Origin of the sequence: Prevotella disiens (assembly GCF_900454955.1) — a bacterium.
Classification (GTDB): Bacteria; Bacteroidota; Bacteroidia; order Bacteroidales; family Bacteroidaceae; genus Prevotella; species Prevotella disiens.
This window is the reverse complement of sequence record NZ_UGTL01000001.1, coordinates 2,235,277-2,254,968: the sequence shown is the minus strand read 5'-3', so window position 1 is coordinate 2,254,968 and position 19,692 is coordinate 2,235,277. Positions and strand designations below refer to the sequence as shown.

The window sequence follows — 19,692 nt, the reverse complement described above, 5'->3', positions numbered from 1 at the left end:
TTGTTTTTTTAAGCGTATTCTTTTATACTTCTTCAACCACTGCCTGTTTTTCTTTCTTGCGTTTTTGAGCAAATCGACTAATACTCAAAAGCATACCAACGTACATGCAGTTGATGATGGTGGAGGTTCCTCCCTTACTGATAAATGGAAGCGGCTGCCCCGTAACAGGGGCTAACCCCACGGCTACTGCCATGTTGAACAAGGCTTGTGTAACCAATAAAAAGGCTATACCCATTGCGAGAAAGGCAGGGAACGAGTTTTCGCACCTATTGACAATCTTGCCAGTTCGGAAAAGCAATACGATGTAAAGTAAAGCCACGAATGCTGCGCCTTCAATTCCCATTTCCTCTATGATAATGGCATAGATGAAATCGGAGAATGCTTGTGAAAGGAAATCGCGTTCGTTAGAGTTGCCAGGTCCTTTTCCAACTACATTGGAAGTAGCAATAGCAATGCGTGCGTGTCCGATTTGAGCATCTTTGTCAAGGTCGAAATCCTTTGGTGCTATGTATTTATCGTCTGTAAAACGATTGATACGTGCTTTCCATGTGTCGGCACGGTGGAATACTTTTCCAATCAGTGAGTTGTCTTCTTGGGTTTCTTCGGCTGCTTGTTCTGTAAGATTTTGTTTGTTACTCTCAGGTGTTTTGTCTTTACCAACAGCCATGACAAGGACAATCACAAACACAACAGCTATGGTTATCACACCCAATAGTTTTCCAATTTGTTTCATCGGAACGCGCCCGACAATCATCATTAAAAGCACTGTCAAGAAAGCCAACATTGCCGTAGAAAGGTTTTCCAATCCCATAGGTACTATCATGAAAAAGGATAAAATGATGATGTATTTGAACGCTTTTTTGTCAGCCCCATATTCTGTTTGCATGGCGCTAAGTATTTGAGCAACAGCTAAAATAACAGCTGCTTTCGCAAATTCGGAAGGTTGAAATTGTAGCCCCATAAAAGAAACCCAACGGCTTGCGCCATTTGTTTCAGAACCTAAGAAAGGCAGTAATAAGAGCATACAGAAAGACAAAAACAATGCAAAAGGTGTCATTAATTTGAAGTAACGACACTTAATGTTCATGATAAAAATTAAAACCACAAAGCCAATGAAAATAGTTACGCCGTGTTTTATCAGAGGAGCCCAATAGTTTCCTCCCGTATATGATAAGGAACTTGAAGCCGAATAAACCTCAATTATGCTTATCATGCAAAGCAAAAAGAATATCATCCAAATTACTTTGTCGCCTTTGAATATATTGTTAAAGGACTTTAGCGTCATCTTTTTTCCTCTCGTCTTTTATGTTTTGGGTTGCTTTTCTCTTTATTTTATATTACTTTTTATAATGCGCGTGCCAATGTTTTGAACTGTTCGCCACGGTCTTCCATGTTTTTGAACAAATCGAAACTTGCACAACAAGGACTAAGCAAGACGGTATCGCCCGACTTTGCCATTTCGTAGCAGGCGTCCATGCACTCTTTCATCGAATGAGTATCGCGTACAGGTATGCCCAATTCATCAAAGTTTTCGTGTAATTTTTTGTTATCAGCACCAAGGTAAACCAAGCCTACGCACTTCTCTTTGACAAGTTCCTTGATAGGAGTGTAATCGTTTCCTTTATCTTTTCCGCCAATAATGAGGATTGTTGGGGTGCGCATACTTTCCAAAGCATACCAACAAGCGTCTACATTGGTAGCCTTTGAATCGTTGATATATTGCACACCAGCAACCTTGCAAACCTTTTCCAATCGGTGTTCTACGCCAGGAAAATCGCTCAAACTCTTACGGATATTTTCTTTTGTAATACCACTGATATTCGAAGCCAAACCTGCTGCCAATGAATTGTATATATTGTGTTTGCCCGTTAGCGATAAATCCTCCTGTTCCATATTGAATGGGGTAGGTGTTTCCAAGATGTATTGACCTTCTTCAATGTAGCCAATACTGCCTTTTTCTTTTAGTTCTGAGAAAGGATATTGCACAGCTTTTACATCAAACTTCTCTAATTCCTTTTTGATAACAGGGTCGTCGTTCCAATAAATGAAGCTATCTTCTTTGGTTTGATTCTGGATAATACGCATTTTTGCATCAGCATATTTCTCAAATTGGAAGTCGTAACGGTCCAAATGGTCGGGTGTAATATTGAGAAGAATGGCAATGTTGGCACGGAAATCGTACATGTCGTCCAATTGGAAACTGCTCAATTCTATCACATAATATTCGTGTGGCTCTTCGGCAATCTGCAAAGCTAAACTCTTACCAATATTGCCTGCCAAACCAACATCATAGCCTGCATTTTTGAAAATATGGTAGATGAGACTTGTGGTCGTCGTTTTGCCATTACTTCCCGTGATACAAACCATTTTAGAATTAGTGTATCGACCAGCAAATTCTATTTCGCTAATGATGTGAATGCCCTTTTCAATAAGCTTTTTCACCATCGGTGCTTCCTTAGGAATACCAGGACTCTTGATGATTTCGTCAGCATTGAGAATTTTTTCCTCTGTATGCTGTCCTTCCTCCCATTCTATAGCATGGTCGTTCAGCAGTTTTTTGTATTTGTCTTTGATAGATGACATATCTGAAACAAAAACTTCAAAGCCTTTTGTTTTAGCTAAAACGGCAGCTCCAGCACCGCTTTCACCTGCTCCTAATACTACTATTCTTTTCATTTTCGTCGTTCTTTTTTCGTCGTCGTGCAAGGTTTCACCTCGCTATATGTTGCCGAACTTTTCAGTTCTTACTTTATCTTATCTTTAATGTAATGATAGTTAATGCTGCCAAAATGATGGTTACAATCCAGAAACGAATCGTAATTTTGCTCTCATGCACTGCGGAATGAGGCTTAGTAATGAGATATTTACATTCAGGGTCGAGCTGTGAATCCTGCGTTCTGAAGTTATCGTGAATTGGAGTACGCTTGAAAATGCGCTGTTTCACTCCTCTTCGCTTGCCTAACTTGAAGTAATAAACTTGTAAAATAACACTTAAACTTTCGACAAAGAATATTCCACAGAGTATAGGCAATAGCAATTCTTTGTGAATAATGATAGCACCAACGCCAATAATACCTCCGATGGTTAAACTTCCAGTATCGCCCATGAACACTTGGGCAGGGAAAGCGTTGTACCAAAGGAAACCTATCAACGCACCAATGAATGCCATAAAGAAGACAACCAACTCCTCAGAACCTGGAATATACATGATATTCAGGTAGGCGGCATATTCAAAGTGGCTACTGACATAGGCTAAAATGCCTAATGCCACACCAATTATGGCGGAATTTCCAGCACACATTCCGTCCATTCCGTCATTTAAATTTGCTCCATTCGATACGGCTGTAACCACAAAAATAGTCATGATGACAAATAAAATCCAGCCTGCTGCGGTTTTATATTCGCCCATAAAGGACATTATTTCCGAATAATCTAAGTTGTGATTTTTAATGAAAGGAATGGTGGTTTTGAGGGTTTTTTCAGCCTCTTCACCATGTTTTACAACAATTTCCTTACCATTCTCGCTCTTCATTTGTAGGTTAATATTTGATTTTACATCGGGTGAAGCCCACAAAACCAAACCTACTATCAAGCCAATGGTGAACTGTCCAATAATTTTATACTTGCCTTTCAGTCCTTCTTTGTTGTGTTTGAAGATTTTAATGAAGTCGTCCATACCCCCTAAAAAGCCCAACCAAATCGTGGTAATAATCATGAGAATGAGGTAAATATTACGCAAACGCCCCAGCAGAATAACAGGAATGAGTAAGGCAACAATAATAATGATACCGCCCATCGAAGGTACTCCAATCTTATTAACCCCAAATGGGTCTATACTTGCATCGCGCTGAACCTCTGTTATCTGCTTCTTCTTGAGGTATTTGATGAATTTTTCTCCGAACCAAGCAGAGATTATCAGTGCTAAAATCATTGCCATGATGGCACGGAAACTAATGTAACCCCACAAATGTGAGCCACTAATACCAAATTGGTCGAGCCATCGGAAAATGTAATATAACATAATGTTTTCTTATTTTGATGGGTTCTTATTCGTTCAAACCAAATATTTCGCGCACCACTTCATGGTCATCAAAGTGATGTTTTACTCCATTTATTTCTTGATAAGTTTCATGTCCTTTGCCTGCAATCAATACCACATCGCCTTTATGTGCCATCATGCAAGCTGCACGAATCGCCTCTTTGCGATTAACGATGGTCAAAACTTTCTTCTTTTGGGTATTGTCCAAACCTTCTAACATATCGTTAATGATAGCTTGAGGGTCTTCATTGCGTGGGTTATCGCTTGTAAGAATGACGTTATCGCTTTTCTTTACTGCCTCAAGAGCCATTAAAGGACGCTTGCCTTTATCACGATTTCCACCTGCACCGCATACAGTAATGATATGACCACCTTTGCCTTCCAACACTTCATGGATAGCTAATAGTACATTTTCGAGTGCATCTGGTGTGTGAGCATAATCGATAATCGCTGTAATACCATCTAAAGAAGTGATTGGTTCTAATCGTCCATTCACGTTCTTCAAAGCACTCAATGCCACTAAAATATCTTCTGGCTTTTTGCCAAGCATAACTGCTGCACCATAAACTGCTAACAAATTGCTGACGTTAAACTTACCAATGAATTGTACACCCACCTCTTTTCCATCAACTTCCAAGTACATTCCTTCGAAATGGCATTCTAAAAGATGCGCTTTAAAGTCGGCTGGACGTTTCGTTGAATATGTTTTCACAGTGGCTTTGCAATTCTGAACCATTATCATACCGTTCTTATCGTCGGCATTAGTAATTGCAAATGCGTCTTTACCTAAGTCGTCAAAGAACATTTTTTTGGCATTTCTGTAGTTTTCAAATGTCTTATGATAGTCTAAATGGTCGCGTGTCAAGTTGGTAAACAAACCACCTGCAAACTTTAAACCACCAATACGGTGTTGATGAATAGCATGGCTTGAACATTCCATGAAAGCATATTCGCAACCTTCTTCCACCATTTTAGCCAATAAAATGTTCAATTCTATTGGGTCTGGGGTAGTGTGGCTTGCTGGAACTGCTTTGTCGTCAATGTAATTACAAACGGTTGAAAGGAGTCCAACCTTATGTCCAAACTTGCGAAACATATTGTACAGCAATGTAGCGACAGTCGTTTTGCCGTTTGTTCCTGTAACTCCGACAAGTTTTAATTTGTGTGATGGGTCGCCATAAAATGTTGTTGCCACCTTGCCAACAGCCTCTTCGGTCGATTTCACTTGTATGTAGGTAATGTTTTCGCTAAGCTTTTCTGGCATATCTTCTACCAAAATAGCGCAAGCACCCAATTCTATTGCCTTGTCAATGTATTTATGACCATCGGTTTGAGTGCCTTTTATAGCAACAAAAAGATGGTCTTTTTCTATTTTTCGGCTATCAATATTGATACCAATAATGTTTTTTTCTGTATCGCCAACAATCTGTATTGGCTTTACATTTTTAAGCAATTCGTTTAATTTCATATCTTGCTTCTCTCTATATATTTCCCTTTTTGAACTCTAAAACGATCGAAAATTATGCAAATCGGATTTTGCAAATCATGCCTTTCTTTATTCTATCGCCTGGTGCTAACGACTGTTCAACGGCTTTACCACGCCCTGATAGAATTACTTTTATACCTCTGCTTTCCATGAGAAATACGGCATCGCGCGCTCCCATACCATGAATATCGGGTACAACCGATTTGTTTATTTTTTCTTTCTTATTAAATGTTATCTTATTATTCTCTACTTCGACAGCTCCCCAAATATGGTTGCCGAATGGGTAATCCCCATTGAAACCATTTTGAACATTGAAACCGAGGAATGAAAGTACATAATCGGCTGCTAAAAGGTTACCTCGCTTGGGAATAGGTAGCAATGAAGCGGTGGAATCTTTGGCATCTGTAACCGATAGTTTTAGGTTTTGCGCCATAATCCCTTCTGCTATATGGTGGAAAACAACACCACTCATGCCACCACCAGAGGCTGGAAGACCAGATTTTTGGATACAAACGATACAACTATAACGTGGTTTGTCGGCTGGGAAGAATCCCGCAAAACTCAAAAGATAGTCTGTTACACCATTTTTATAGCCCACTGCACCTTTCGACATCTGTGCTGTACCCGTCTTTCCTGCAACCAAAAATTTGTCAGAACCTGCTTTTTTGCCCAATCCTTCCGATACAACTTCAGTAAGAATGCGCTGCATTTGAGCAATGGTACTTTCCTTTGCAATTTGCTCACGCTGTACAATTGGAGGATATTCTGCCAATACAACACCATCTTTTATCACCTTTTTTACAAAGCGAGGACGCATCATTTTTCCACCATTTGCTATTGCATTGTAGAACGAAAGAGTTGAAATTGGTGGCACTTGCGACTCATATCCAATACTCATCCATGGCAATGCTGTTGCACTCCAATTGGTATATTGTCCTCGGCTATTCTTTTTTGGCATACGAATTTTGGCTGGCGAATAACCAGTGATAGGAATTTGAAAATCATCAGCCAAGCCTAAATTATAAATTCCTTGTACAAATTTCTCTGGATTTTTGTGGTAAAAATTGTCCACAATCCTACTAACACCGATGTTAGAACTATATTTCAAGCACCAAGGCAATGTTAATGTGCCATAACCTCCGCGGCGCCAGTTGTGGTCTTTCATATCTCGCCCATACATATTCCATACGCCACCGCCTGTTTCAATGGTGTACATGGTATCAACGACACCTTCATCTAACGCTACCATCATGGAAGCAGTCTTGAAAACAGACCCTGGTTCAAGCAAATCGCTTACAGCATGGTTCTTAATTTCTCGGTATTGACCGTCTTCACACTTATCTAAATTGACAATTGCTTTAACATCTCCAGTCGCAACTTCCATTACAATGGCTACTCCAACGTTACCATTGATTTCTTGTAATTCCTCTAACAAAGCTCTTTCGGCTAAGTCTTGCATGCTGACATCAATAGTTGTAACAATATCCGAGCCGTCAATAGGAGGCGTTTCGGTAATGCTGAGGAACTTATTTCTAACCTTTCTGCGGTTTTCCACACCATTTGTACCACGCAAAATGGAATCGAACGACATTTCTAATCCGCAGCGTGCTATATCTTTAGCACCATAAAGGTCGCCCACAGTGCGTTGTGCTAACGAGCCAAATGGGCGTCGACGTGCATTAAATTCTTCAACATGGAAACCACCTTTATTCTTGTTTAACTTGAAAATAGGTAATTTTTTAACGTCTTTATATGTATTATAATCAATGCGATATTTCCAAATTGGATAGTGGCGGCGTTGTTCTTTCAAGCCTTTTAAGAGGTATTCTTTAAATTCTCCAACTGTTTTTTCTGGAAAAATCTCTCCCAATCCTTTGCAGATGTAGTCAATACTATCCACAAAAGCCGTATCTTTACCAGTTTCTTTGAGTGTAACAAAGTCCATGTAAATCTTAAATTCGGGTAATGAACTTGCCATTAATTCGCCGTTAGCACTCAGAATATTACCACGAGTAGGTCGGATAGGAAGGCTATCGTTCTTTTGTTTTGAAGCTACTTCCAACCAATAGTCTTTTTGTACCAACATGATATAGGCAGATTTGCCAAGTACAGCAAGGGCTACGAGAGTCATAAAGCTTGCTATTATGACATAACGTGGGAGTACTTTTTTGTTATTAAATTTGCTCATATTATTATTTTGTTGGTACGTTAATAATAAATGGTGGACGTGATGACATTTTTAACACACTGTCTTTTTTTGTTTTTAACAATTCTAAGACGTGGCTTTCTCTCGATTTTTCAGTCAGTTGGCTACTACTTGAGAGCGCTCTATATTTCGTGTCCGAAAGTTTATTTTCTAATTTATCAATTTCAATAAGGTCTTTTTGAACGCTGTATCGATTTGATATATATATAATGGTGAAAAACACCACGATAAGTATCAGCCAAATATTGTTTCTGAAAAGTTGTGCAGAGAAGATGTCTCCACCGATAATCTTCTTTAAAGTAAAGTTGTTCGACTGTGGTTGCTCGTCTTCTCGGGCTTGTTCTTCTATTGCATTCTTCAGTGCTTTCTCTTCCGCAGTTATTTTTTCAAAATTCTCTTGGGCTGCATTGTTATCGTTGCTTTCTTCTTTTGCAACAGATTTTGTGCCGTTTTGCGATTTTACATTGACTTTTTCTTCAATTTCAAGGTCTATTTCGTTGCCATCGTTTGCCACAGAATCAATGGATTGCCCAACAATTACATCTGTCTTGGCAACCTCTTCTTGTCGTTCTTTTATTCTGAAAATGGGCTTTGCAACCACTTCCTGAGTTTCATTGTTATCTGTAAGCTTATCGTTCATTTATATTTTTTCGGCTATTCTGAGTTTTGCACTTCTGCTGCGTGGGTTTTCTTCCTGTTCACTTTGGCTTGGCACAATCACTTTATTATTGATGAGCTTGAAAGGCGAGTTGATTTTTCCAAAGAAATCCTGTTCAACTTTTCCCTCAATATTGCCAGTTTTCATTATGTTCTTAACGATTCTGTCCTCCAATGAGTGGTAGGTTATCACAGAAAGTCGTCCGTTTGGCTTTAATACTTCACTTGCTCCGATGAGCATTTCCTTGAGAGCTGCCATTTCTTGATTTACCTCTATGCGCAATGCTTGGAAGAGTTTAGCCATTTCTTTTTTCTCTCTTTCGCGCTTAAACAAGGGTTCTACAACAGATTGAAAATCTTTTGTTGTTAAGATGGGCTTTGTTTTTCTACTATTTCCAATTGCCGCAGCTATTTTTCGTGAGTTTTTAAGTTCGCCATAGAGGTAGAACATATTTGCCAAATCTTCTTCCTCGTATTGCAAAAGAATATCAGCCGCAGTTTTGCCCGCTCGTTTGTTCATGCGCATATCCAGCGGAGCATCGAAGCGGAAGGAAAATCCACGCTCTTCATCGTCGAAATGGTGGCTGCTAACACCGAGGTCGCCTAAAAGTCCGTCTATTTGTTCAACGCCATAATAGCGCAACCAATTTTTCAAATATCTGAAGTTGGAACGTACAAACGTGAAGTTTTCTAATTTTTCAATGTTGTTTATCCCTTTTATGTTTTGCTCCGCATCAGCATCTTGGTCAAAACTATAAAGATGACCTTTCTTGCTCAAATGTGAAAGAATCTCTTTGCTATGACCACCCCCGCCAAAAGTAACATCAACATAGACGCCATCGGGATTTATGTTCAGCCCGTCAATACTCTCTTTTAGTAAAACGGGTACATGATATGTTTCTGCTGTTTTTATCATATTATCGGATAGCGTCAGTCGAAGTGCTCGATTCAAACGATGCGCCCATTATTTCTTCCAACGATTGGCTAAAATCTTCTGGTTCAAGGAAGACACTTTCGTTGTCATTATTCCATATTTCAATGCAATCGTCCATACCAATAAATTTTATTTGTTGGTTGATATTTGCCATTTTGAGGTACCGTTTTGGAATAAGAAATCGTCCGTTTCCGTCTAACGTAACGAACTCAACATCAGACACAAATTGGCGATAAATCATTTGGTCGCGGCTGTTCCAACGATTCAAACGGCTGCGAAGATTATCGAGCATTGTGTTCCAAACCGATTCAGGGTATATCACCAAACAAGGTTGGAAAACGTCTTTCTTCATAATCAACGATTCTTCGCCAGAGGTGTTCAACACCTTGCGGAAAATCGATGGCAAGAAAGCGCGTCCTTTTGCATCTGTTTTGGCTTCTATACTACCTAAAAATCTCATGTGTACTTCTTTATATTGGAATTTCGGTTCAAAGTTAAACAAAATTCCCCACATTTCACCCCTTTACTCCACATTATTTGTTTGAACTTCGTTTTTTTAAGTTATTTAACGTTAAAGTATTACTTAAATCAATCCTTACTTGATAGATAGAATCAGAAGGATAATCTTTGTAATCATTTGTTTATCAGTAAATGTGGTCAGGATAAAGCTGAAAATTTATGAAACCTTATGCGCAACGCTTTATTTTCGTGAAATTTGGTGCAATTGTGGCGTTAAAATTCTCCTTCTTTTTCGCTAAAATTTTCGAGAGAAAGTATCGCCCAAAAAGTAAACCTATTGTTTTAGAATGAAAAATAGGCACTTTTGGAGCTCAAAACAATAGGTTTTAAGTTTCAAATGAGTAAGGCTTGATTTTTAGCAGATTTGTCGTGAGCAAATAAAACGTGTTTGCTGAGCATAAAAATCAATGAAAATTGAGCGTGCGCAGCGAATAAAAAATCAAAAACCTTTGTTTCTTGCATTGTTCTATATTTCCTGCAATATTCTTCGAAGATTTTGTATATGAAAATCGTGTAAAATCACATCTTTTTTTGTAAAATTTTTGAATAATTCAAAAGGTTTTGTTATATTTGCATGCGTTTAAGAGCTCAAAGCGAATAAAAAGCACATAGCACCAATGGAGAAAACAATCGACATCGAGAAAATATTGCAAGATAAAATGGGTTCAAAAGCAAAATATGTTCCTAATTTTGTGGTGAATTGGGTAAAGAAAATTATCCATGAAGATGAGGTTAATAGATTCCTTTGGGAAAGCCGTGATAAGACGGGGACAGAATGGCTTACAGAATGTGTGAAATATCTTCAAATGACGATTGAGATAGAGGGATTAGAAAACCTTCCTGACAAAAACGATGGGAAACTTTACACCTTTGTATCCAACCACCCCTTAGGGGGGCAAGATGGCGTTGCGCTTGGCTCAATCATAGGTAAACATTATGATGGTAGATTTCGTTATTTGGTGAACGATTTACTTTTAAATTTGCCAGGGCTGAAACCTGTAAGCATTGGTATTAATAAAACAGGAAAACAAAGTCGTGATTTCCCACGAATGGTTGAGGCTGGATTTAGCAGCGATAATCACATGCTCATGTTTCCAGCAGGTTTGAATAGTAGAAAAATAAATGGTGTCATTCGCGACTTGCCTTGGACAAAGACTTTTATAACTAAAAGTGTTGAGTATAAGCGTGATGTTGTGCCGATACATTTTAGTGGACAGAACTCGGAACGATTCTATAAAATTGCACATTTTAGCGACAAATACATCAAAAAAGTGAACATAGCCATGTTCTTTTTGGTTGATGAAATGTATAAAAATGTTGGGAAAAAGTTTAAAATAAGTTTTGGAAAACCTATTCCTTGGCAAACTTTTGATAAAAGCAAAACACCAATAGAGTGGGCGAATTTTGTGCAAAATAAAGTGTATGAGCTTTAAAAAGTAAATGGAAAGCGTGCGATATAAAGCAAGAATATGAAGGAAGAAGAAATTATCCAACCCATAAGTAAGGAACTTTTAAAGAGTGAGCTTACTCCCAACAGATTGTTGAGAGTAACCAACAAGAGTCATAATGAAATTTATGTATTCTCGGCTGACGAAGCTCCGCACCTTATGGACGAAGTTGGACGATTGCGTGAAGAAGCTTTTCGAACAGCTGGTGGCGGAACAGGCAAGGCAAAAGATATTGATGAGTTTGACCTTATGCACAATTGCTGCAAACAATTGATAGTTTGGAATCCTGATAACGAAGAGGTTATAGGCGGCTATCGATATATCTTTGGTGGAGATTGGCAGTTCGGAAAGGACGGGCAACCTATCCTTGCAACCAGTCATATGTTTCATTTCTCTGACAAATTTCTCAAAGAATATGCACCTTACACGGTAGAATTAGGTCGTTCTTTTGTGTCATTAGCTTACCAAAATGCTCGTGCCAACTCTAAAAGTATTTTTGCTTTGGATAATCTTTGGGACGGATTGGGCGCACTTACTGTGCTAAACCCTAATTGTAAATACTTCTTTGGCAAGGTAACAATGTATCCATCTTATATTCGTCGAGGCAGAGATATGATTCTTTATTTCTTGAAGAAATTCTTTAACGATAATGAAGACCTCATTCTACCAATTAAACCATTAAAGATAGATACTCCTTCAACAGAGTTTGAACCGCTATTTAATGCCCCAAATTTCAAAGAAAACTATAAAATATTGAACCGAGAAATACGAAAATTAGGTTACAATATTCCTCCATTGGTCAATGCTTATATGAATCTTTCGCCTACAATGAAACTCTTTGGAACAGGTATTAATTGTGGATTTGGCGAAGTTGAGGAAACTGGAATCCTTATTGCAGTAGATGAAATTTTTGAAGAGAAGCGTCTTCGCCACATAGAAAGCTTTGTTATGCAACACCCAGAAGCGCTTCATCTCACCAGTGGAGCTAATAATTTGATTTATAAAGAAAAATAAATCAAACGGAAAAGATAATTCATGCAAAATGGAAATACCATAAAAAGCAGGACGAAACACCTATTTCGCCCTGCTTTTTATAGATTTTAGACCTTTTTACAACTCTATCTGATGAACAAAAGATTGACCTCTATGCCAAAAGCTTATTGTCTGATGAAAAAAAATAAACTATCTGACGAACAAGCGTTTGTTATCTGATGAACAAGAGTTCACGATATTTAGGCAATGTCCACATATCATCGCTCACAATCAACTCAAGTTTATCAATCTCATAACGTATTTCTTCCATTTTTACAGCAATGTTGTCGTGATAAGCAATGGCTTTCTCTCGCTGATTTTCTATCTTATTGGCAATTTTTCGAGCCTCAATCAACTCGTCAACTCCCATTTCTATCGCTTGCATACGTTCGGCTATTTCTTTCACAATCTTTACATTGCGTGCTGTAAGTTTCTTGGCTTCTTCTTGTCCGAATATCTTTATCATCGAATTAATGTTCTTTGCCAACCTACTTTGATAATGTGTTACAACGGGAATGATATGGTTCATCGCCAAATCACCCATAACTCTTGCTTCAATTTGGATTTTCTTTGTGTAGGTTTCCCACTTCACTTCGTTGCGTGCTTCTAACTCTTTGCGGTGCATTACATTCATGTTTTCGAACATTTTTACAGAGTCTTCACGCAGATAAGCATCGAAACAAATAGGGCAGACTGCCTCGCAATCAAGCCCACGCTTAGCGGCTTCTTGCTTCCATTCGTCGCTGTAGCCATTGCCATCAAAGTGTATTGGCTTTGAAATCTTAATGTCTTCACGCAAAATTTCTATCAATGCATTGTCTAATGGAGTTCCTTTCGCTGTCAAAGAATCTACCCTTTGTTTGAAATTTGTGAGTGCTTCAGCCACCGCAGTGTTAAGAACGATAAGTGCAGATGCACAGTTTGCTTCTGAACCAACGGCACGAAATTCAAATCTATTGCCTGTAAATGCAAATGGAGAGGTTCTGTTTCTATCCGTATTATCAATGAAAAGTTCTGGAATTTCAGTAATATCCAGCTCCACACCTTGCTTGTCTTTTATCGTGAAAATATCTTTTAAATCAGCCTTTTCAATGTGTTCTAAGATGTTAGATAATTGCTTTCCCAAGAACGAAGATATGATTGCGGGTGGTGCTTCGTTCGCTCCTAAGCGATGATCGTTCGTCGCACTCATTACAGAAGCCTTTAAAAGTGCGTTGTGTTTGTAAACTCCCATTAAAGTTTCCACCACGAAAACAATGAATCGAAGATTATCTTTTGCGGTCTTTCCACTCTTGTGTAGCAATACGCCAGTATCTGTTGCGAGGCTCCAATTATTGTGTTTGCCCGAGCCATTGATACCTGCAAAAGGCTTTTCATGTAGCAAAACGCGGAATCCATGCCGTGATGCTACCCTCTTCATCAGTGCCATTAATACCATGTTATGGTCTACTGCCAAGTTGCATTCCTCAAAGATTGGAGCCAATTCGAATTGTCCTGGTGCTACTTCATTGTGGCGAGTTTTGACAGGAATGCCGAGTTCTAAAGCATGAATCTCTAAGTCTTTCATGAACGTTTGTACTCTTTCGGGGATTGTTCCGAAGTAGTGGTCGTCCATTTGTTGGTTCTTTGCAGAGTCGTGTCCCATTAAAGTACGCCCTGTAAGCATGAGGTCTGGTCGTGCAAAGAAAAGGTCTTGGTCAACAAGGAAATACTCTTGCTCCCAACCTAAGTTGGTATGAACCTTTTTAACATCAGGATAAAAGTATTGACACACCTCCTTTGCAGCATTATTTACGGCTCTAAGCGAGCGCAAAAGCGGTGCTTTGTAGTCGAGCGCCTCCCCAGTATATGAAATAAAAATGGTTGGAATACAAAGCGTATCGTCTATAATGAACACTGGACTTGTTGGGTCCCATGCTGAATAGCCTCGCGCTTCGAATGTATTACGGATACCTCCTGAGGGAAAAGAACTTGCGTCAGGTTCTTGTTGTGCCAATAATTTTCCAGAAAACTCCTCCATCATGCCGCCTTTCCCATTCGGTTCGATAAAGGCATCGTGCTTTTCAGCTGTTCCTTCCGTTAGTGGCTGAAACCAATGGGTATAGTGTGTAACACCATTTTCCATTGCCCATTGCTTCATTCCTTTCGCAACTTCGTCGGCAATAGAGCGGTCTAAGCGTTCGCCACCGTCCATTACTTCCATCATCTTTTCATAAACATTCGACGGAAGATATTTGTACATTTTCTCACGGTTAAAGACTAACCTTCCAAAAAGTTCAGATGGTCGCACGTTAGCAGGGGTAATTTCTACAGGACGTTTTCTGAAAGCATCTTTTACAACTTCAAATCTTAAGTTATCCATATTCTTTTTCTTTCCTATTTTAGTTTCTGTGATGTGCAAATATAACTTTTTGATAACAAAATATTGTGTTTTTATTGGTTTTTAATATTTTATTTTTTAAAATATTTGACATAAGTCATTTCTGTGAAGTATTTGTAAATAATTTGCTAAGTGATTAATTTTATATTTTTCTTTATTCATTAATGACTGCTTTGCTTTAATTTTTGCAATAAAAAAGAGCCTATGTTTGCTCACGCAGACATAGGCTTTGCCACTTAACTAAATAACTCAAAAAATTACTTGACTCAATTCTCATTAGTAAATCTTCATCACGAGGAACTACCAATTACATTTGTTTGACTATTAACTTACTAATAACTATTTTGTCTTGTTTGTAATCAAAACTTTTCGAATTGATTTTACAAAGGTATGGATAAAAATGTAGAATACAAATTATTTCTATCTTTTTTTTACTGAATTATGAAAATTTATGTGTAACACCGCTCAATTTATTAATAATATGTTCTCTATTTCCTCTTTGATTTTATATTTTTTCTCTTATAATAAAGGGCTTTGAAAACTTTATTGCACGATTTGCATTTCATTTTGAAATTGGTTAAAATTACATTTTTCCTTTCTTTATGCAAAAATGCTTATTGTTTCGCCTTATTGATGTCTATCAATACCAGTTTTATTTCCTCGTAGGTGTAATCGCTTGGGCATAAGTCTTTGATTGCTTTTAATCCACTTTCGCTCCCAACTCCTTTTGCAATACGTTTGATGCGGTCTATTTTCTTTTCATCAACCAATTCTGTGATGCTTAAATCTCCACTTTTTACATATTTAGATAGATGACCATTAATGGTGCTGATAGCAAGTTTTCGTTCTTGTGCAATTTGTTCTACGCTTTTTCCGCTTCTGAATAAAGTGTATGAAACAACATGAGTTGGTATTTTTTCTTCCTTTATGGGCTTTTCTTTTTTTCTCTTTTTCCGTTTAGTTTCTATGTTTCCATCGCCTATTGCTATCAATGTTGCTTCTTGTTTGCTTCTTAAATAGGCTTGTGTCGTAAAGGTTTCGTCCATCATGTCTTCTAATAGTAAGCGTTTGGCAATGTAAGTTTGTTTTGTTTCTGCAATGTTTTCTTGCAATTTTTGCATACCCATTTGGTTGTTTCCCTCCACTTCCTTTGCTTTTTCCAATTGCATTGACACCAATTCTGTTAGGTTGCTATGGAAATAACGGGCGCCATTTTTCACTCTTTCCAAGAACTTCTCATCGTGCAAAGCACTTGCAGGCATGTTCTTTACAAGGGTTTCCCATTTCTCAGAAACTGCTATTATTTGTTTTTTCATGTCGTCCATTGTGGTTCGATGTAACGCAATGGTCTTTTGATACTTGTGGAAATATTCAACTAAGGTTCTGAATGTAGCTGACACGTTGTTGAAAATATCTGCAAAATTAAACATTTCTAAAAGCAAAAATCTGAAATATTCTTCTTTCAAAGCAGGTAAATTCTCAATACTTTGCCGTGCATTTACGTTTTGTTGTTCAATATATTGATTCACACGTTGGTCGTTGATGACTGCATTTTGGTTTAGAGTTGTTGCCAATACCAACCCTTCCAATGTGCGGCAACGGCTCAATGCCACATACGTTTGTCCTGATGCAAAAGCCAATTGTGCATCAATGATAGCGTGTTCGAAGGTTAATCCTTGACTTTTATGAATGGTTATTGCCCACGCTAAGCGCAAAGGATATTGCCGAAATGCACCAACAACCTCATCTTCAATCTGTTTTGTCTTCTCGTTGAGCGTGTATTTCGTGTTTTCCCAAACGTTCTGTTCCACCTCAATAGCTTCAGTTTCGTTTGGACAAAGCACTAATATTTGGTTTTCATCAATATAGGTTATGCGCCCAATCTTACCATTATAATATCGTCCGTGACTATCGTTGTGAATGAACATCACCTGTGCGCCCACTTTTAGCGTTAGCTTATAGTCGGCAGGATAGTTTGTTTCGGGAAATATCCCTTGCGTTTCAGCTGTGAATGTATAGGCTTTATTTTTTATTTGTGCTAATTTTTGGTTGTTATAGTTGTCAGCTATTCTGTTGTGCGTGGTGAGTTTGATGTAGTTACTGTTCTCATCTTCTTTAAAATTAGGAAGATAGCGTGAGTTTAATAGCTTGAAATCCTCATTCGTAACCTTTCCTTCTCTGAAATGATTGAGAATATCTATGAACTTTTGGTCTTGCTGTCGGAACACTTTTGTGAGTTCTATGGTAACGTACTGTATGCGCTGTAAAGCCCTTGAACCAAAGAAATAAGGTGTTTCATAGTATTTTTTTAGCAATTCTTCCTCGTCTGCTGTAACCACAGGCGTAAGCTGTTGCAAGTCGCCAATCATTAAAAGTTGCACGCCTCCAAATGGTTTGTTGTGTTCACGAAATCGTCTTAACACAGAATCTATGGCATCGAGAATATCGGCACGCACCATACTGATTTCGTCAATGATGAGAAGGTCGAGTGTGCGAAATATTTTGCGCTTCTCTTTACCGTAATCAAATTTAGATTTTACTCTACTTTCGGGTATGAAAGGCGATAGTGGGAGTTGGAAAAACGAATGAATCGTAACACCGCCTGCATTGATAGCCGCTACGCCCGTAGGTGCTACCACAACAATACGCTTTGTGCTATGCTCCTTAACTGCTTTAAGAAATGTGGTTTTACCTGTTCCAGCCTTTCCCGTAAGGAAGATACTGATACCAGTATGTTCCACAAAATCCCATGCGTTTCTGAGTTCTTCGTTCTTTTCCATGATTGTTCTTTTATGATTTCCGAACAAATTTAGTAAAAAATAGTGAGTTGGACAAATATGGTGGGTTCTAAAAATTAGCTTTGTTTTAATTTGCTTTTCCTTTTGTGAGCAAATTGTCAATGAGTAAGGGCGCATAGCGAGCTATGCAACTGCACGAATTGGCGATTTGAACCAAAAATAAACCAAAGAAAAACAAAACGAAATCCATATCCTAAGTATATTTCTTGCGGTGGTAATTTTTAGAATCTACCATATGTAATTGATAAAAATCAAATGAATTGACACATGGCAATAAATCGGCAATTTGTGGAGTTTCATTTCTTTTCTGTGCCTTCAAATATTGTAATTGTTGTAACTTTGCACACACAAACAGGATAATGAATGACGGAGAACAAAGGGTTCTCTATTTAAATTTAGGAGAAAATAGAAATGATGACATTAATTTTAGTGGTAGCTGTAGTTGCTACAAGTATTTTTCAGGTAATAAAAATTAATAAGAACTTAGTTTCATAGTTTTATAGATATAGTGGATTGAGAAAGCAAAACCCCATTTTCGTTTTTCGAAGATGGGGTTGTTTTTTTAGGGTATAAACCCTTTTGAAATGCGAAAGAGCCTGTTTTGAGCTTCAAAATAGGCTCTTTTGTGCTTCAAAACAGGCTATATTGAAAAATAAAGTCGTTGGTTTATCTTTGTGAAAAAAAAATTATTTTATTATCCTTTGGCTTGTTAGTTCGGAAAATATCCTTATTTTTGCATCGTATATTAATGTGTACACTATTCGAAACAAAATGGCTTAAAGTCATATATTACGGAGGTAATTTTTAGAAACCACCTTTTATAAATACAAACCCATAAATTGAATAATGAAAGAAGTTAGGTGCTTACGAAAACTACTATTAATTATAGCTTTGGTGTTGGTACCATTGATAGAAATACATGCAGATGAATTAAACCAAAGCGAATTTCCACCGAAAAGTTCACCTATTGTTTGCGATACTTTGAAGCAAGCGAACGATACCATTCCCACTGAAATAAAAGATACTCTTAAAATAGATAAGATTTCAGATAGTCGCTTTGGTCGGATAGTGAGCTATACTGCTCCGCTTTTTGTAGCTGGTATGGTGGCTGGTGGGCAAGATGCTCATTTCCGAAGTCTACGCAATACCTATCTGCCACAGTTTCATGACCATTTAGACGACTACCTTCAATATTCTCCCGCAGCCGTCTTGGTTGGTATGAAAGCGTTGGGTGTAAAGGGCAGAAGCAGTTGGACACGAATGTTTTTGTCAGATGCTTTTTCGGTAGCTATTATGGCTGGATTAGTCAATTCGTTGAAAATGTCAGCCCAAGTAGAACGCCCCGATGGCTCAAATAAACGCTCTTTTCCTTCAGGGCACACTGCTACGGCATTCATGACCGCCACCATGCTCACCAAAGAATATGGGCATCGCAGTCCGTGGATAGGCATTGGTGCTTATAGTGTAGCCATAGCAACGGGCGCAATGCGTATGGCGAACAACAAACATTGGTTGAGTGATGTCATTACAGGTGCTGGAATAGGCATCTTATCAACAGAATTGGGCTATTATATTGGTGATTTGATATTCAAAAATCGTGGCTTATATTACAAAAGAACGGCAGAAACATTCGAGAAAATGAGCAAACCTTCATTTCTTAGTTTAAGTCTTGCGGTGGGCATTCCATTAAGTAGCTATGATATTGAAGGAGTAAAATTGAAAACCTCGTCAGACTGCATGGTTGGAATTGAGGGCGCTTACTTCCTAAATCCTTATTTTGGAGTTGGGGGTAGGACTTCGCTTAGTCGCATGCGTATTATTGTCAATGATGTTAAAACTGAAGATAATTCAGTTGATGCCTTGAAATTGGGCATAGGAGCCTATTTCTCTTACCCACTTTCTAATCGTTGGTTAGTGGGAAGTCGCTTGTTACCAGAATTTGTACATTATCGCCCCAACCTAAAATCCATAGAAACAAGTACTCATTCAAGAATAGGAATAGGCACAGGTCTTTCGCTTACTTATAAAGCCAGTAAAAGTTATGCCGTTCGTGTCCTATTTGATTACGACCTCCTGCCTCCAAATAGCAAAAAGAGTGGTGAATACATGCATTTTTTAGCCATTGGAACATCATATCTTATTAGCTTTTAATGAATAAAATCTTATTATTACGGAAAAACAAACCATTTTTAT

The 19,692-nt window shown here is 38.2% G+C and carries 13 protein-coding genes; 3 read left to right on the top strand and 10 right to left on the bottom strand.

The genetic code is table 11. The features are described 5' to 3' along the window. Positions 1-22 precede the first annotated feature (22 nt). From DYI03_RS09895 to mraZ, 8 genes are all read right to left on the bottom strand, one after another. Positions 23-1,285: an FtsW/RodA/SpoVE family cell cycle protein gene (locus DYI03_RS09895; RefSeq protein ID WP_021669999.1), complete on the bottom strand. Its 1,263-nt coding sequence runs from the start codon at positions 1,283-1,285 to the stop codon at positions 23-25. Between the two features lie 59 nt (positions 1,286-1,344). Next, complete coding sequence (murD, locus tag DYI03_RS09890; protein WP_021670000.1) at positions 1,345-2,676, bottom strand: UDP-N-acetylmuramoyl-L-alanine--D-glutamate ligase; 1,332 nt, start codon at positions 2,674-2,676, stop codon at positions 1,345-1,347. A gap of 73 nt (positions 2,677-2,749) precedes the next feature. Further along, positions 2,750-4,021 (bottom strand): phospho-N-acetylmuramoyl-pentapeptide-transferase, encoded by a 1,272-nt coding sequence (locus DYI03_RS09885; RefSeq protein ID WP_021670001.1) that lies wholly within the window; start codon positions 4,019-4,021, stop codon positions 2,750-2,752. 25 nt (positions 4,022-4,046) lie between these two features. Then, complete coding sequence (locus tag DYI03_RS09880; RefSeq protein ID WP_021670002.1) at positions 4,047-5,507, bottom strand: UDP-N-acetylmuramoyl-L-alanyl-D-glutamate--2,6-diaminopimelate ligase; 1,461 nt, start codon at positions 5,505-5,507, stop codon at positions 4,047-4,049. Positions 5,508-5,559: 52 nt separating this feature from the next. Beyond that, complete coding sequence (locus tag DYI03_RS09875) at positions 5,560-7,713, bottom strand: penicillin-binding protein (protein WP_021670003.1); 2,154 nt, start codon at positions 7,711-7,713, stop codon at positions 5,560-5,562. 4 nt (positions 7,714-7,717) lie between these two features. Continuing rightward, positions 7,718-8,371 (bottom strand): FtsL-like putative cell division protein, encoded by a 654-nt coding sequence (locus DYI03_RS09870; protein WP_004355415.1) that lies wholly within the window; start codon positions 8,369-8,371, stop codon positions 7,718-7,720. After that, positions 8,372-9,304, bottom strand: coding sequence for a 16S rRNA (cytosine(1402)-N(4))-methyltransferase RsmH (rsmH, locus tag DYI03_RS09865; RefSeq protein WP_021670004.1), 933 nt, complete (start codon positions 9,302-9,304; stop codon positions 8,372-8,374). It lies immediately after the preceding gene. Between the two features lies 1 nt (position 9,305). Further along, complete coding sequence (gene mraZ, locus DYI03_RS09860; RefSeq protein ID WP_025064493.1) at positions 9,306-9,782, bottom strand: division/cell wall cluster transcriptional repressor MraZ; 477 nt, start codon at positions 9,780-9,782, stop codon at positions 9,306-9,308. Positions 9,783-10,458: 676 nt separating this feature from the next. Between mraZ and DYI03_RS09855 the strand changes: the two genes are divergently transcribed. Beyond that, positions 10,459-11,274, top strand: coding sequence for a hypothetical protein (locus DYI03_RS09855; RefSeq protein ID WP_004355412.1), 816 nt, complete (start codon positions 10,459-10,461; stop codon positions 11,272-11,274). Positions 11,275-11,310: 36 nt separating this feature from the next. Continuing rightward, positions 11,311-12,303, top strand: a complete 993-nt coding sequence (locus tag DYI03_RS09850; RefSeq protein WP_004355211.1) for a GNAT family N-acetyltransferase — start codon at positions 11,311-11,313, stop codon at positions 12,301-12,303. A 190-nt stretch (positions 12,304-12,493) separates the two neighbouring features. On the opposite strand, the gene DYI03_RS09845 is transcribed toward DYI03_RS09850, so the two are convergent. Both DYI03_RS09845 and DYI03_RS09840 read right to left on the bottom strand, forming a co-directional pair. Then, a complete protein-coding gene (locus DYI03_RS09845) occupies positions 12,494-14,683 on the bottom strand; it encodes a glutamine synthetase III family protein (RefSeq protein WP_025064494.1) in 2,190 nt (729 codons plus the stop codon). A gap of 632 nt (positions 14,684-15,315) precedes the next feature. Next, positions 15,316-17,481, bottom strand: a complete 2,166-nt coding sequence (locus tag DYI03_RS09840; protein WP_021670010.1) for a helix-turn-helix domain-containing protein — start codon at positions 17,479-17,481, stop codon at positions 15,316-15,318. A gap of 924 nt (positions 17,482-18,405) precedes the next feature. Here DYI03_RS09840 and DYI03_RS09835 point away from each other — a divergent pair. After that, a complete protein-coding gene (locus tag DYI03_RS09835) occupies positions 18,406-19,650 on the top strand; it encodes a phosphatase PAP2 family protein (RefSeq protein ID WP_244916341.1) in 1,245 nt (414 codons plus the stop codon). The last annotated feature ends 42 nt before the right edge of the window (positions 19,651-19,692 follow it).

Coding starts and splice junctions, on each gene's coding strand:
- DYI03_RS09895 (WP_021669999.1), bottom strand. CDS start 1,285: ATGACGCTAAAGTCCTTTAACAATATATTCAAAGGCGACAAAGTAATT.
- murD (WP_021670000.1), bottom strand. CDS start 2,676: ATGAAAAGAATAGTAGTATTAGGAGCAGGTGAAAGCGGTGCTGGAGCT.
- DYI03_RS09885 (WP_021670001.1), bottom strand. CDS start 4,021: ATGTTATATTACATTTTCCGATGGCTCGACCAATTTGGTATTAGTGGC.
- DYI03_RS09880 (WP_021670002.1), bottom strand. CDS start 5,507: ATGAAATTAAACGAATTGCTTAAAAATGTAAAGCCAATACAGATTGTT.
- DYI03_RS09875 (WP_021670003.1), bottom strand. CDS start 7,713: ATGAGCAAATTTAATAACAAAAAAGTACTCCCACGTTATGTCATAATA.
- DYI03_RS09870 (WP_004355415.1), bottom strand. CDS start 8,371: ATGAACGATAAGCTTACAGATAACAATGAAACTCAGGAAGTGGTTGCA.
- rsmH (WP_021670004.1), bottom strand. CDS start 9,304: ATGATAAAAACAGCAGAAACATATCATGTACCCGTTTTACTAAAAGAG.
- mraZ (WP_025064493.1), bottom strand. CDS start 9,782: ATGAGATTTTTAGGTAGTATAGAAGCCAAAACAGATGCAAAAGGACGC.
- DYI03_RS09855 (WP_004355412.1), top strand. CDS start 10,459: ATGGAGAAAACAATCGACATCGAGAAAATATTGCAAGATAAAATGGGT.
- DYI03_RS09850 (WP_004355211.1), top strand. CDS start 11,311: ATGAAGGAAGAAGAAATTATCCAACCCATAAGTAAGGAACTTTTAAAG.
- DYI03_RS09845 (WP_025064494.1), bottom strand. CDS start 14,683: ATGGATAACTTAAGATTTGAAGTTGTAAAAGATGCTTTCAGAAAACGT.
- DYI03_RS09840 (WP_021670010.1), bottom strand. CDS start 17,481: ATGGAAAAGAACGAAGAACTCAGAAACGCATGGGATTTTGTGGAACAT.